Source organism: Parachlamydia sp. (assembly GCF_050255895.1).
GTDB lineage: Bacteria > Chlamydiota > Chlamydiia > Chlamydiales > Parachlamydiaceae > Parachlamydia > Parachlamydia acanthamoebae.
This window is the reverse complement of the sequence record NZ_JBFWIR010000030.1, coordinates 1-14654: the sequence shown is the minus strand read 5'-3', so window position 1 is coordinate 14654 and position 14654 is coordinate 1. Positions and strand designations below refer to the sequence as shown.

The 14654-nt window shown below is 39.3% G+C and carries 9 protein-coding genes and 1 pseudogene; 9 read left to right on the top strand and 1 reads right to left on the bottom strand.

Going from position 1 to position 14654, the window contains the following annotated elements:
- Positions 1–308: 308 nt before the first annotated feature.
- A complete protein-coding gene (locus AB7E63_RS06825) occupies positions 309–3065 on the bottom strand; it encodes an RHS repeat-associated core domain-containing protein (RefSeq protein WP_428419032.1) in 2757 nt (918 codons plus the stop codon).
- Positions 3066–3229: 164 nt separating this feature from the next.
- On the opposite strand from AB7E63_RS06825, the gene kdpF reads away from it, so the two are divergent.
- From kdpF to AB7E63_RS06780, 9 genes and pseudogenes are all read left to right on the top strand, one after another.
- Complete coding sequence (gene kdpF, locus AB7E63_RS06820; RefSeq protein ID WP_079891772.1) at positions 3230–3319, top strand: K(+)-transporting ATPase subunit F; 90 nt, start codon at positions 3230–3232, stop codon at positions 3317–3319.
- A gap of 13 nt (positions 3320–3332) precedes the next feature.
- Positions 3333–5024 (top strand): potassium-transporting ATPase subunit KdpA, encoded by a 1692-nt coding sequence (kdpA, locus tag AB7E63_RS06815; RefSeq protein ID WP_284452752.1) that lies wholly within the window; start codon positions 3333–3335, stop codon positions 5022–5024.
- A gap of 9 nt (positions 5025–5033) precedes the next feature.
- Positions 5034–7127: a potassium-transporting ATPase subunit KdpB gene (gene kdpB / locus AB7E63_RS06810; RefSeq protein WP_428419029.1), complete on the top strand. Its 2094-nt coding sequence runs from the start codon at positions 5034–5036 to the stop codon at positions 7125–7127.
- A gap of 2 nt (positions 7128–7129) precedes the next feature.
- On the top strand, positions 7130–7720 hold the full coding sequence (gene kdpC, locus AB7E63_RS06805) for a potassium-transporting ATPase subunit KdpC (RefSeq protein WP_006339757.1): 591 nt from the start codon (positions 7130–7132) through the stop codon (positions 7718–7720).
- Positions 7713–10343: a sensor histidine kinase gene (locus AB7E63_RS06800; RefSeq protein WP_006339756.1), complete on the top strand. Its 2631-nt coding sequence runs from the start codon at positions 7713–7715 to the stop codon at positions 10341–10343. Before kdpC ends, AB7E63_RS06800 begins: the two co-directional genes overlap by 8 nt.
- 90 nt (positions 10344–10433) lie before the next feature.
- Positions 10434–11912, top strand: a complete 1479-nt coding sequence (locus AB7E63_RS06795; protein ID WP_006339755.1) for an efflux transporter outer membrane subunit — start codon at positions 10434–10436, stop codon at positions 11910–11912.
- Entirely contained in the window at positions 11909–13168 is a 1260-nt protein-coding gene (locus AB7E63_RS06790; protein WP_284452750.1) for an HlyD family secretion protein, read from the top strand. The genes AB7E63_RS06795 and AB7E63_RS06790 overlap by 4 nt, the downstream gene beginning before the upstream one ends.
- On the top strand, positions 13158–14159 hold the full coding sequence (locus AB7E63_RS06785; RefSeq protein ID WP_428419025.1) for a DHA2 family efflux MFS transporter permease subunit: 1002 nt from the start codon (positions 13158–13160) through the stop codon (positions 14157–14159). Before AB7E63_RS06790 ends, AB7E63_RS06785 begins: the two co-directional genes overlap by 11 nt.
- 42 nt (positions 14160–14201) lie before the next feature.
- Positions 14202–14654: pseudogene (locus AB7E63_RS06780) on the top strand (MFS transporter); the annotation flags it as partial.

The window sequence follows — 14654 nt, the reverse complement described above, 5'->3', positions numbered from 1 at the left end:
AATGGAATTCAATCTGCATTCAAATAGCATCAAATCGCAGTAGGTTAAAAGGTCCTTTTTTTTATTTCGAACCATTTTTTTTGGCCTTTCTGTTGGGCTAAAGTCATCAGCAGCATATTCTCTATGTTTACCTTCTTTTCTTCGTTTGCCTATCTTTAGCAGCCTGCTTTAGAATGCCTATCATCTTGTCAAAAGTCGTTCGTTTAACACCCCATTAAACGGCGAAACTTTTCTTCATCTAACCTCTTTACAGTCTCAAATTTCATTTTGCCTCCCTTCATTAAGAGGCTAGAATATACATCCAAAATTTAATTTCTAAAGAAGTTTGATCCTTTAATATTTACGACTTGGTCTCCATATAAATCAACGTATATTAATGGGTTATTGCGAGTATAAGCATAGAGATTACATCCTTCGGTATACCCGAGAGGGTTGATGGTGATCCAACGCGCTGTTTGAGGGTCATAGTAGCGTTTTCCAAAGTAAATAAGATCGGTTTCAGGATCCCTTCGCTTTGAACAAAAACGCCAAGCCGTTGTAGGGATTTTAGAATTGCCGGAAGGATCAAAAATCATTTCTTCCCCAAACGCAGTATAACGATAGATATCAACCGGCTCTCCCTCAGAACTTAATAAAACCTGAACATGTCCCATGCTATTTGTGAGGGGAACATACACTTGATTCTGAATTTCAAAAGCTACGGCAGCGCCAATCTCCGCTCCTTGCCCATATCCTAGCGACCGAAATTCCATTAAATCGAGTTGCTCATTGCAAGCTCCAACTTCATTTTCTCCCTGGTAAAGGAAATATTGAATATCTTGAGTTATCCAACTTTTTGTAGGGGCGTCCCAAACCGCTTTCGATTTGGATAAGCGTCTATTAAAGGAGTCATAAGTATAGCTAAAGCATGTATTGCCTATGGTAACAGTGAGCAATCGATTCCATGCATCATAGGTATATTTCTGTCCGTGATGACTGGTCAAATTTCCGTTAGCATCGTAAATGTAAGCACTGAGCTCATCTGCTAAAAGCTGATTAAGCGCGTTAAATTCAAAAAGCTGACCATCTTTTGCAAAACGATTAAAAAGAGAATTGTATTGATAAACATGGTCAGCACAATTGCTTTCAGAATCAAGCTGATAAAGGCCATCATAGGAATATTGGCAGAGTAAGCAGCCTAGAGGATCTGTATATACTTGCGTGAGAAGGTTTCCAACGGCATCATAAGAGATTTGGAGTTCACTAAAATGTGGGGATTGCATGGACTTATATTGATTGAGCAAATCATATGCGTAAGTTGTTGCACCTAAATTGAAAGGTAGATCTTTTTGGATTAGATTCCCGGCTTGGTCCCAGTGATAGGATTGAGAATAAAGCCTTTCTCCTAATAAGTTGAATCGCTCTATTTTGATTAAATCCACCGCATTGTAGGTGTAGACGACTTGGCCTTGGTCGGGGAGTGTATAAGAATGGATGCGCCCTTGTCGATCATAGGCATATTGTACATTCAAGCCATTTCCCAGCGTTTCCTTAATAAGACGATCAGATCGATCATAGACCCTGGTATTTTGCGTATTTTGAATAAGATCTCGAATGAGAATTGGATTATCATTGAGATCATAGGTATAGGCATAAGAAAGCGTTTGATCGGATGAAGAAACGGTTGCAAGGTTTCCTTTAGCATCATAAGTGAAATAGAGGATCGTTCCATCGGGTTTTAAGGTGGAAGTTTTTTGACTCAGCTTGTTAAAGGTGTGAATAGTGCTTTTTTGTTTAGGAGTTCCTACTGCCTCGGTACAAGAAGCGATATTACCCATACTTGTGTAAGTCCATTTAGTCGTCACTTCTCGATCAAATTTTCCCAGTTTGAAGATTTTTTCTCGAAGTTCAATAAGCTGATCGACGCCATCATAGAAAAAGCTTTTTTGTCGAATAATTTGTCCAAGACCATTTTTAACTTGCAGAGTCGCTATTTTGTTATGTGTGTTGTAGATGGAGACTATGACGTTTCCATTGGAATCTGTTGTTTCAGAATAAGGAACGGTGAGTCCGTAAGCATCTTTATAGTCGTAGCGGTAGGTAATGAACGTGACATTATTTTCTGCATTTGTAATAGAAATGGGCTTTTTATAAAGGTCGAAGATTGTTTTAGTTGTACTTGTGCCGGTATTTGAGTAGGTCGTTGTTTCAATTTGATTTCCATTGATGTCATATGCATAGGTCAGCTTGCGAAAGATATTTTTAAAGGCATCTTCTTGACTTTCTTCAATGATGTGATTTTGAGAATCATATGCACATGTTTTTAGCGTGTAATCGTTTTCTCCATATCCAAAGAGTATTTTTGTTGTTTCCAGGCGACTGAGTGAATCATAAGTGTAATAGGTGGTGGCATCTTCTTTAATGATACCTGTTAATTGTCCCTGTGCATTGTATTGATAAGAGGTGATGTGACCTTTGGCATCTACTTCTTTAATGAGATAAGTGGCTGAATATGCGTAAGAATGGCTCCCCAGGAGTTCTCCTTGAGGGGAAAATAAGTCTCGTGTGATTACGCGACCTTCATCATCATAGGTATAGCTGATTTGCATTCCATTTTTTAATATCTTTTTCTGCAAATTTCCATTAGCGAAGTAAGTCATTTTTTCTATCGATCCATCGGGATATTGAATCTGATAAGGCTGACCCTGTGCATTATTTAGCTGTATGGTGAGATTGTTATTTCCATCTCTTGTTTTTGTGATATATCCCAATTCATCATATTCAAAATTTTCTGTGGGATTAAAAAGTTCTCCATTTGATTTAGGAATTGCCGGGTGTATAATTTTGACAAGATGGTTGAAGACATTATATTCATAAATCGTCTTATTGCCGTAATGGTCTGTGCGTTCGATACGATAGCTGCGTTTATTAAATGCAAAGGGCGGTTTAAAGTTGAAACCTGTTTTTCCAAAAAGATTGGCTTGAGAAGCTGTAAGCCTATTTTCTGTTACGAGGAAATCTTCTTCTGCAATCAAAAGAGTAAGTTGTAGAATCATGTAACCAAGTATGCTAAAAAAAGATTTCATAATATTTTCCTCAAATGTCAATAAATTAAATTTTTTTATTTTAACACCATCCAACAGGGAAGGAAAGGCTTTTAATAAATCTAATATTGTAATAATTTTTTGCTTTTTTTTGGGGAAGTTGTTATCCAGACTTGTTAAGAACGATATCGATATCAAGGGAGAGTATGCTGACTAATTTTATTTTTGCAGGTGTTATTGTCATACTTCTTTTGGGTTATCTAATTTATACCTTGTTATATCCCGAAAAATTTTGAAAAGGTCGTAGGCATGTCAATTCCTAATGGGATACAAATTCTCGTATTTCTTGCACTTCTTTTAATTGTCACTCCCCTTCTAGGGCAATATATCGCTGTGATTTTTTCTGAAAAAGATCCTTTAATGAAACGCGTTTTGGGAAGGCTAGAAGATGGCTGTTATCAAATGGGCGGAGTGGATCCTCATCTCGAAATGACTTGGCAAGAGTATGCAAAAGTCTTAGGGATTTTTAATTTATTGGGTTTTATTTTTCTTTTTTTTCTACTGCTTTTGCAAGGCATTCTTCCTTTGAATCCGCAACATTTTCCCGGTGTTTCCTGGCATCTTGCCTATAATACTGCGATAAGTTTTGTCACGAATACAAATTGGCAGTCCTATGCGGGGGAAACCACATTGAGCTATTTGACGCAAATGGTAGGTTTAACCGTGCAAAATTTCTTAAGTGCTGCTACGGGAATGGCCACCTTGTTGGTTTTGGTTCGAGGCATGACTCGAAAAATGGTGAACACAGTTGGAAATTTTTGGTGTGATCTTGTAAGGACGATTGTCTATTTGTTGTTGCCACTTTCCATTATCATGGCAATTTGTTTAGTTGCAGAGGGGGTTGTGCAAACGTTTTCTCCTTATGTCGAAGCAATTGGTTTGGAAGGCCATGAACAAACAATTCCGCTCGGTCCGGTTGCATCTCAAGTTGCAATTAAGCAATTGGGAACGAACGGTGGAGGCTTTTTTAATACCAATAGTGCCCACCCTTTTGAAAATCCTTCCCCGTTCAGTAATTTTTGGGAGGCGTTTGCTATATTAGTCATTCCAGCTGCAACTGTTTATGCTTATGGCATTATGATCGGATCAAAGAAGCATGCCTGGATTTTGTATGTCGTTATGTTGTTATTGTGGATGGGAGGTCTTGGATTGTCCCTTTATTCGGAGAATTTAGCCAATCCTATTTTAGATGCCTTTCCCCATTTGGAAGGGAAGGAGACACGTTTTGGTGTAGCAAATAGTCTTTTATGGACAATGAGTACAACCGGAACATCGAATGGATCTGTTAATGCGATGATTTCGAGCCTTTCACCAATGGCGGGTGGAATAGCTATGTTCAATATTATGCTAGGAGAGCTTATTTTTGGGGGCGTGGGCGTTGGTTTATGCGCAATGTTGATGTATACCATTTTAACCGTTTTTCTTTCAGGCTTGATGGTAGGAAGAACACCAGAGTATTTGGGTAAAAAAATTGAGAAACAAGAAGTCAAATGGGTCATGCTATCTGTGCTTATGCCGAGTGCTTTAATTTTATTAGGTTCCGGGGTTTCGAGTATTTTACCTAAAGCTTTGAGTAGCCTCTCTAATCAGGGACCTCATGGGCTTTCTGAGATCTTATATGCCTTTTCATCGGCAGCAGGAAACAATGGAAGTGCTTTTGCGGGTTTGAACGCGAACACCCCCTATTACAATTTGGTTTTGGGTACGATCATGCTCATCTGCAGAATTTCAACCATTCTTCCCAGCTTGGCAATCGGGGGATTATTGGCAGAAAAAAAGTTTATTCCCCCCTCAATCGGAACCTTTTCTGCGGAATCATTGCTATTTGCCATTCTTTTAGGAGGAATTATTTTGATTGTAGGAGGTCTTGTATTTTTTCCAGCTTTTGCTTTAGGACCAATTGTCGAGCATTTTTTAATGTTAAAGAAAGTGTCATTCTGAGGATTGATTATGTCACAAAAGAAAGTGAATGTTTTGGATATCAAGGCCATTTTGAATGCTTTAAAAGAATCTTTTTTCATGCTGACCCCTCAAGCCCAATTTAAAAACCCGGTGATGTTTGTCACATACATTGTTGCACTTGCAACCTCTTTTTATTTCTTGCAACAAATGTTTTATGGAAATTTATCTTGGTTTGATTTTCAAATCACTCTCTGGTTGTGGCTAACATTGATTTTTGCAAATTTTTCTCAAACGATTGCAGAGAGTCGTGGAAAAGCCCAGGCCGATAGCTTTAGAAAAGCCAAAACAGAGATTTTTGCTAAACAAGATAAGGGAGGAATTGAGTTTCAAATTCCCGGTAATCAGTTGAGAAAAGGGGATGTTGTGATATGTGAGGTAGGAGACATTATCCCAGCAGATGGAGAGGTTGTTGAGGGGGTCGCAACCGTGGACGAATCTGCCATTACTGGAGAATCGGCCCCCGTGATTCGTGAAAGTGGGGGAGACAGAAGTGCCGTTACGGCAGGTACGAAAGTTTTAAGCGATCGCTTAAAAATTAGCGTTGTGTCAGATGCCGGACAGAGCTTTTTAGACAAAATGATTCATCTCATTGAAGGTGCTAAAAGACAGAAAACACCCAATGAAATTGCACTAAGTATTGTTTTATCTGGTTTAACAATTATATTTTTGTTGACCACAAGCACTTTAAAAATGTTCGGAGATTATAGCAGCGCAGCCGCCAAACAAGATCTTTCTCAGATTTTAACCATTCCCGTTTTAGCGGCTTTGCTTGTGTGTTTAATTCCGACAACGATCAGTGCACTTTTAAACGCGGTGGGGATTGCGGGAATTGATAGGCTCATTAGAAAGAATGTCATTGCATTGAGTGGACGTTCTGTGGAGGCTTCAGGTGATATTGATCTATTAATTTTGGATAAAACAGGGACCATCACAATTGGTAATAGAATGGCTGCAGCTTTTCTGCCTGCAACAGATATTGGGGAAAAAGAATTTGCAAAAATTGCGCAGCTCGCATCTTTATCGGATGAAACCCCAGAAGGGCGCTCAATCGTTGTGTTAGCCAAAAATCTATTTGGTTGGCGTGGAGAATCCGTTGAAGCGGGGAGCTCAACTTTTATCCCGTTTTCTGCAAAAACACGTATGAGTGGAGTCGATTTCAAAGACAATCACGGAAAGGTCGTCCGCTCAATTCGGAAAGGAGCTGCAGATGCGATTAAAAAACATATTATGAGCTTGGGGGGGAAATATTCATCACAATTAGATGCTGTGATTCAATCCATCGCAAAAATGGGGGGAACGCCTCTGCTCGTGAGCGATCAAGAGAAAATTGTTGGAATTGTTCACTTGAAAGATGTAATCAAAGGGGGAATTAAGGAGCGTTTTGCGGAAATGCGAAAAATGGGCATCCGTACTGTTATGGTAACGGGTGATAATCCAATGACGGCAGCAGCAATTGCCGCAGAAGCGGGGGTGGATGAATACATTGCCGAGGCAACTCCAGAAATGAAATTGTCTAAAATTAGACAAGAACAAGCAGGGGGGAGACTTGTGGCTATGACGGGAGATGGAACAAACGATGCCCCAGCACTAGCTCAAGCAGACGTGGCTGTGGCAATGAATACAGGTACGCAAGCTTCACGAGAAGCAGGAAACATGATTGATTTGGATAGCAATCCGACCAAATTGATTGATATTGTGGAAATCGGCAAACAAATGTTGATGACAAGAGGGGCTTTAACGACATTTAGTATAGCCAACGATGTCGCTAAATATTTTGCCATAATTCCCGCGATTTTTAGTGTCCTTTATGTGACAGATTCCGACCAACAAGGTCCTTTGTCGATTCTGAACCTCATGCACTTAAAATCCCCACACAGTGCAATCTTGAGTGCTTTAATTTTTAATGCTTTAATTATTGTTGCTTTGATTCCTCTGGCACTTCGCGGGGTCAAGTATAGTGCACAATCCGCTCATGATTTATTGAGAAATAACCTTCTGGTATATGGTTTAGGAGGAATCATCGTTCCATTCCTCGGAATTAAAATAATCGATATGTTGATTACCTTTTTAGGATTGGTGTAAATATGGTTATGCAAGCTCTTCGTATGCTTGGTTGTATGGTTGTATTGCTTGGCCTGATTTATCCTGTCGTGATTACAATTATCGCCCAGATCTTCATGCCGGAAAATGCAAATGGAGGAATCATTGTAGATAAAGGCAAAACTATTGGAGCAGAATTAATTGCACAGAAATTTGAGAGTGAGCGTTATTTTTGGGCACGTCCCTCGGCTGTAGATTTTAATCCTCTTCCTTCAGGAGGAAGCAATTTGGGACCGACAAGTAAAGCTCTTGAAAAAATGGTCGCGGAAAGAAAAGCTGGAGTGGCGAGTGTTCATTTAGTCGATGTTTCTCAAGTGCCTGCCGAGTTATTGTTCGCTTCTGGAAGTGGCTTAGATCCGCATATTAGCCGTGATGTCGCTTTTTTTCAGGTCAATCGGATAGCTAGAGCAAGAGGAATGTCAGAATATGAACTGATCGATTTTCTCAAAGAAATGGTCATCGAACCTAGTTTATCCATTTTTGGCGAACCGTATGTGAATGTGCTCCTTCTAAATCAAGCTTTGGATAAATTAAATGAGAAGCAGAGGCTTCCATTAAAGGGATACAATGAGTGAGCAAGAGAGACCCGCCCCAGAAGATTTTTTAAGGATGACAGAAATTCAGGAGAGTGAAGAAAAGGGGCAGCTCAAGATATTCTTAGGAATGGCAGCTGGTGTAGGAAAAACATATGCGATGCTGGAGGAAGCACAAGCTCTTCAAAAAGAAGGTGTCAATGTTGTCATTGGAATTGTTGATACACATGGGAGAAGTGAGACGTCAGCCTTAGTATCGGGTCTCAAAAAAATCCCTGAAAAAGTTATCACTTATCGTGATCGAGAATTTCAAGAACTAGATCTCGATGCCATCATTCTTTTAAAACCTGATGTTGTCCTTGTTGATGAACTTGCTCATACGAATATACCTGGAAAGAGACATAATAAAAGATGGCAGGATGTTTTAGAAATATTAGACCATGGAATCGATGTTTACACCACTTTAAATGTCCAACACATCGAAAGTTTAAAAGATGTCGTTCATGGGATTACAGGAGTTGTTGTTCAAGAAACAGTGCCAGACTTAATCATTGAAAAAGCGGCTTCTATTCAGCTTGTTGACTTAACAACCGATGAATTATTGCAAAGACTAAAAGAGGGAAAAGTTTATCTACCAGAGCAATCTAAAATTGCGACACAAAATTTCTTTAAAAAAGATAAGCTCACCGCTTTACGAGAAATTGTGCTGCGATACGCTGCTGATAAAGTGGATCGTGATTTACGGCAAATGGAACCCACAGGGGAACGAAGCACACTTTGGCGAGCAAGGGAAAAATTTCTTGTGGCAGTGAGTCAAAGTCCCTACTCACAAAAACTCATTCGACGGGCATGTCGCATGGCGGTCAATTTTGATGCCCCTTGGATTGCGCTTTACGTCAATAATGAGCGTATATTGAATGAGCAAGACAGCCAGCAATTAACCAAAAATTTACAGCTAGCACGCAATTTGGGAGCCGAAGTTGTTACGATAAAAAATCCAACCATTGCCGAAGGCATACAAAGCATTGTTCGACAAAAAGGAGTGACACAAATTCTTTTAGGGCGCTCTTTGGAAAAAACCGTTTTTGGTACATCAACCTATTTTTCATTGCCCGATCTTTTAGCTGCGGAATGCCCAGAAGTGGACATCCATATCCTTAGGCAAGATAAAGATGCTTCTTACACAAAAAAAATGCTTTTTCTGCCATTTTCTCACATTCCTTTTATTAACTACATTTACGTATTTTTATTTGCAGGTTTATTTACTTTAGCGAATTTTTTTTTGGCCCCTTTTGTGGGGTATGAGACTATTGGAGTTATCTATTTATTAGGTATTTTGTTGCTGAGTTTATTTTTTACGAAAGGTCCCATCATTTTTGCAGCATTTTTATTTGCTCTATGCTGGGATTTTTTCTTTATTCCCCCCATATGGGGTTTTGAAGTTAGTAAAAAAGAAGATATTGCTTTACTGGTTTTATATATTATGACTGCGGCATCTACAGGGATTTTAGTTGATCGAGCCAGGGGACATAAGGAAATGTTCCAGAAAAGTGAAGAAACGACCCGCTTGTTGTATGATGTTGTAAAAAAGATTGCCAGCGGCCCTTCAACCCAAGAAATTTTTAAATCTGTAAAAGAAGAATTAGATCGGTTTTTCAAAGGGAAGTTCGAGATCATCGTGAAGCAATTAGGAAATGGATTAAAATTCGATGACTCCAATTCTTTGCTAACAAATGATATGGAGAAAAATACAGCGATTTGGGCTTTTGAAAATGGAAAAGAAGCCGGTTGGTCAACGGACACGCTCCCTTCAGCTAACAACTTATATATTCCTCTAAAAGGGTTTCACGAAATTGTCGGGATTCTCGTTTTTAAACCCGATACCGCAAAAAATTTGTCCCCTGAAGAAAAGAACTTTATTTACACAATCGGAGGACAGTTAACAGGGCATATCGAACGCAAATTTTCTGAAGAAGAGACCAAACAGAACGAGCAATTAAAGCTAATGGAAAGGGTCCATAAAACAATTTTAGATCGCATTTCCCACGAATTTAGCGATCCAATCGTGAGTATTCAAACATCAGTTCAAATTCTTAAAGATCAAAATAAAGACAGTCTAGAAGTACAAAAAATTGACAATGCAGCTGAAACACTTTCAAAGATCTTGACTAACGTTTTGGCAATGGCGCAGCTGAGTGAAGGGCTAGTTCCGCTGAATTTAAGTTTACAGGATGTCAAAGAATTGATTCATGAATGTTGTTTTAATGTCAAAAGAGCGCAGAATGGGCATCGATTGAACATCCACATTGATGAAAAAATTCCGTTAATTCCCATCGATTTTTATTTGATTGAGATTTTGCTATATAATTTACTTTTCAATGCTTTTGAATATTCTCCCTCTGATTCCACGATAGAAGTAGAGGCAAAAAAATTAGATAAGTATGTGGTCATTTCTGTCGCAGATGAAGGAAAGGGAATTCCCGAAGATCAACTTGAAACCATATTCGAAAAATTTTTTCGACTTCCTGAAGAAACAGGTCCTGGCATGGGCTTAGGTCTAGCGATTGCAAAAACAATTGCCGAAGTGCATAAAGGAAAGCTTAAAGTAGAAAATTTACCTGTAAAAGGAGCCAAATTTTCGCTGTATCTCCCAATCAAAATTTAATTTAATAAACTAAAAGACAAAAAAGCCAGATTCGCATATGAAAAAAAAGAAGCGATTTTTTCATATGATGGAACCCTGGACCTACTATTCATGAAACTTTTAGTCCGTATTTTTTTAGGCTGCTTATTATTCTTGAGCGGCTGTTCAAATCGTATCCCGTCTGCCTCAGGAATTGAGATTCCAGATGCCCCATTGATAAAAGCGGTTCAAGATGTTGAGGATCTTCCTTTGTTTGAAAAAACGGAATGGGTTCCTCAAGAATGGTGGACAATTTTTAACGATGATCAATTGACAGATCTCATTAATCGAGCTCTTTCGAATAATCCCTCTCTACAGTCTGCGAAAGCAAAAGTTTATTCCGCGCTCTATCGTTCAGATGTGCAAAGGTCCTATTTATATCCAAATGTCTACAACGAAGTTGATGTGCAACGGGAAAAATTAAGTAAAACATCGCTCATTCCTGCACAGGCTTCTCCCCCGCCAGTGGGAGTGATTCCTCCAGTTGCAGTACCCATTCCTTTTTATTTCACACAGTACGATTTTAACTTCTTTTTGACATACGATTTTGATCTTTGGGAAAAACGCCGAAATACTTATCGAGCTGCCCTTGGAGAGTTGCAAGCTTCATTAGCGGATCGGATTTTTACAGAATTAACAGTGAGCATTTCACTTGCTCAATCTTATTTTCAGCTGCAAACCGATCGCTATCGAAAAGAATTAACAGAGCGGCTTGTGCAAATTAGAGAAAATAACCTTAATCTCATTAAAAACCGTATTACACATAATCTTGATAGCAATTTAAATCTTTATCAAACTGAAGATCTTCTTACGGCGGCTAGACAGACCTTATCACAACGTGTACAAAGTGCTTTGCATGATGAATTGCAGGTCCAAAGCTACATCGGAGGTGAGTTTGATACAGAAATTGAATCTATCTCTATTCCAAATAAAGCCTTGCCAAAAGTTCCATTACCCAATGTTTTGCCTTTACACTTGATTGCTCATCGACCCGATATTATTTCGCAGCTTTGGATGTTAGAGTCTGCTGGCAGGCAAATAAAAATCGCACAGGCGGGTTTTTATCCCGATTTCAATTTAACAACTCTTTTGGGTTTTCAAACCATTCATTTTAAAAAGTTATTTGAAGCCCGAAGTTCCGTCTATGACTTTGAACCCGCATATACCTTACCCATCTTCGATGGGGGATTGTTAACGGCAAATTTGCGGGGAAGTGAAGTCAATTATGACCTTGCGATTTTTGAATATAACCAAAGAGTGATCAATGCAGTCCAGGAAGTTTTGGATGCACTTGTCATTGTTAAGCAAAGCTATATAAGGCTACAAGAAGCTAGACAGGATGCTGATATTCAGCGTAAAGCTTTAGATCTTGTTAAACAACGCATTAAAAATAACCTAAGCTCGCTTATCGATATACATTTAAGCGAGGAAACATATATTACAGCCTTAGACAATGAAGCTGTTGCCCTGAATAACACTTTTTCCGCCATTCTAAACTTAATCAAAGCATTAGGTGGTGGATATGACATCTGCGAAGAGAATGCATCATGACAACACAAAATCAAACTCCTATAGAAGAAAATCTTACACCAATGCCCAATGATGAAACTCAAGCGGCTCAAGATGAAAAACAAAAACAATTCAAAGAAAGTGCGAAAAATCGGAAGAAACCCCTCATTATTCTGACCGTTGTTATTTTGCTCATTGCACTGGCTTGGTTAGTGTTATGGCTCGCCTATTTCAGATTTCACCAGTCGACTGATGATGCATATGTGAATGGCAATCTAGTGAATGTCACAAGTGTCATTGCTGGAACTCCTATTGCGTTTTTTGCAGACGACACCGATTTAGTAGAGACAGGTCAGCTATTAGTTTTACTTGATCCAACACTTTATCAAGTTCAATATGAACAAGAACTTACACGGCTATCTTCAACAGTGCTGCAGGTGATGCAGATCTATGATACCGTGAAAGTCAATCAATCGACCGTTGAAAATCGAAAGGTGCAATTGAAGCGTGCACAATACGATTTTTTAAACAGAAAAAATCTGGTGGATATCAAAGCCGTTACAAATGAGGATTACACACATTCTCGTGATGCTTTTCTGACTGCAAAACTGGACTATCAACAAGCGCTTAATCAATTGCAGGTGGCAGTTGACGCGGCAGGGAACACAGCCATGGAGGAGCATCCAATTTTGCTTACCCAAAGGAAAGCCGTTCGTCAAGCCTACTACAATCTAAAACACTGTTCTATTTATGCTCCTTGCCGAGGTCATATCGCGAAACGAACTGTGGAGGTTGGGCAAGCAGTTACACCCCAAAGTTATTTAATGGCCATCATTCCTCAGGATTACATGTGGGTGGATGCCAATTTTAAAGAAACCGAACTCACACATATGCGTGTGGGGCAACCCGCGACGGTTACATTTGATATTTATGGAAGATGTGCCAAATTTGACGGCGTCGTTTTAGGTATAGCCTCAGGTACAGGTAGTGTTTTTTCTTTGATTCCTCCTCAAAATGCAACGGGAAACTGGATTAAGATTGTACAAAGACTCCCTGTAAGAATTGGGCTAGATCCTAAAAAAATGAAAGAATTTCCTTTGCGGTTAGGTCTTTCAGCTTATGTGACAGTGGATGTCACAGATACATCTCTACCTATGCTAGTCGAAGAAATTAAAACACATCCTGTTGCTGTTACCGGAGTTTTTGAACTCGATTTTACAGAATTAGATACTCGTATGGATGAGATCGTCAAGACGATTTTTACAAACGTTTGCCAAGTTGATTGCAATGAAAGATGAGTTACTGACAGGACCAAGGTTATTATTACTAAATATTGCCTTGGGCTTGGGTACGTTTATTCAAATTTTGGATACCTCCATCGCTAATGTGTCGATTCCTTATATTGCGGGGTCTTTAGCCGTAAGTGCTAATGACGGAACTTGGGTGATCACCTCATTTGCGGCAAGTAATGCCATTGTGTTGCCTTTGACAGGATGGTTATCTGACTATTTTGGGAGAGTAAGGCTATTTGTCTATTCGGTTTTTTTATTTAGTTTAACCTCCTTTATGTGTGGGCTTGCTACTGATCTGACCATGCTTGTGATTTTTAGAGTTTTGCAAGGAGCTGTTGCAGGATCTTTAATTCCTCTATCTCAAAGTTTGATTGTCACAAATAATCCTCCAGAAAAAAGGGGGGCAGCCTTGGGCTTTTGGGCAATGGTAGTGGTGGTTGCTCCCGTTGTCGGTCCTATTTTAGGGGGATATTTAACCGAAGAGTATTCATGGCCGTGGATTTTTTATATCAACGTGCCTATTGGAATTTTGTCAGGTGTCATCGTTGCCTTGCTACTCAGTGATCGTGAAAGTGACATTGTTCGCAATCCGATTGATTGGGTCGGGCTCTTTTTTCTGACGGTAGGCGTGGCTTGTTTGCAAGTGATGTTAGACAAAGGGGAAGACTTTGATTGGTTTGACTCGAATGCGATTCGAATCTTAGGAATAATATCCGCGATTGGAATATCGTATTTTATTATCTGGACCTACTATCAACCCTTTCCTATCGTTAGCTTTAAATTTTTTGCGGATCGAAATTTTACGATTGGGACGATTGTTACAACACTTGGCTTTTTAGCATTTTTTTCGAGCACAGTGGTGATTCCGCTTTGGCTGCAAACTGTACAGGGGTATACAGCTTATCGGGCTGGTTTGGCGGTTGCCCCTATAGGCATTTTTCCCGTCCTTTTAAGCTTTTTTGTCGGGCAATATCTTCAAATATTAGATCTACGATAATGGACAGCTCTATGCTTTTGTTTGTTTGCATTCGGATTTTTTATGCAGGCGAACTTCATTTCAGAAGTCAGCATTCAACACATCATGCTCGTTCGGCTTTTTCAGGGACTTGGTTTAGCCATATTTTTTATTCCCTTAGTGCAATTATCATTAGGCAATATTCCCAACGCAGATTATGCGAGAGCTTCTGGTTTGTTCAATTTTATTCGTATTCTAGTTGGTAGTGGTTTTGGAACCTCTCTATCAGTTGCTTTGTGGGATCGTCTTGAAATTTTTCATCATGGACGTTTAACTGAATTGACTACTCTTTACGATCCTCAAGTTATCCAGCTATATGAACAGCTTCCGCATATTTCGTCAAATTTTACAAGAGGTGTCATCGATCGCGTTTTTGACATGGAAATCGCTCAGCAAGCTTATATGCTTGCAACCAATGACTTATCATGGATGGTAGCATGGACATTTATTTTTATGGTTCCTATTCTTTTGTTTTGC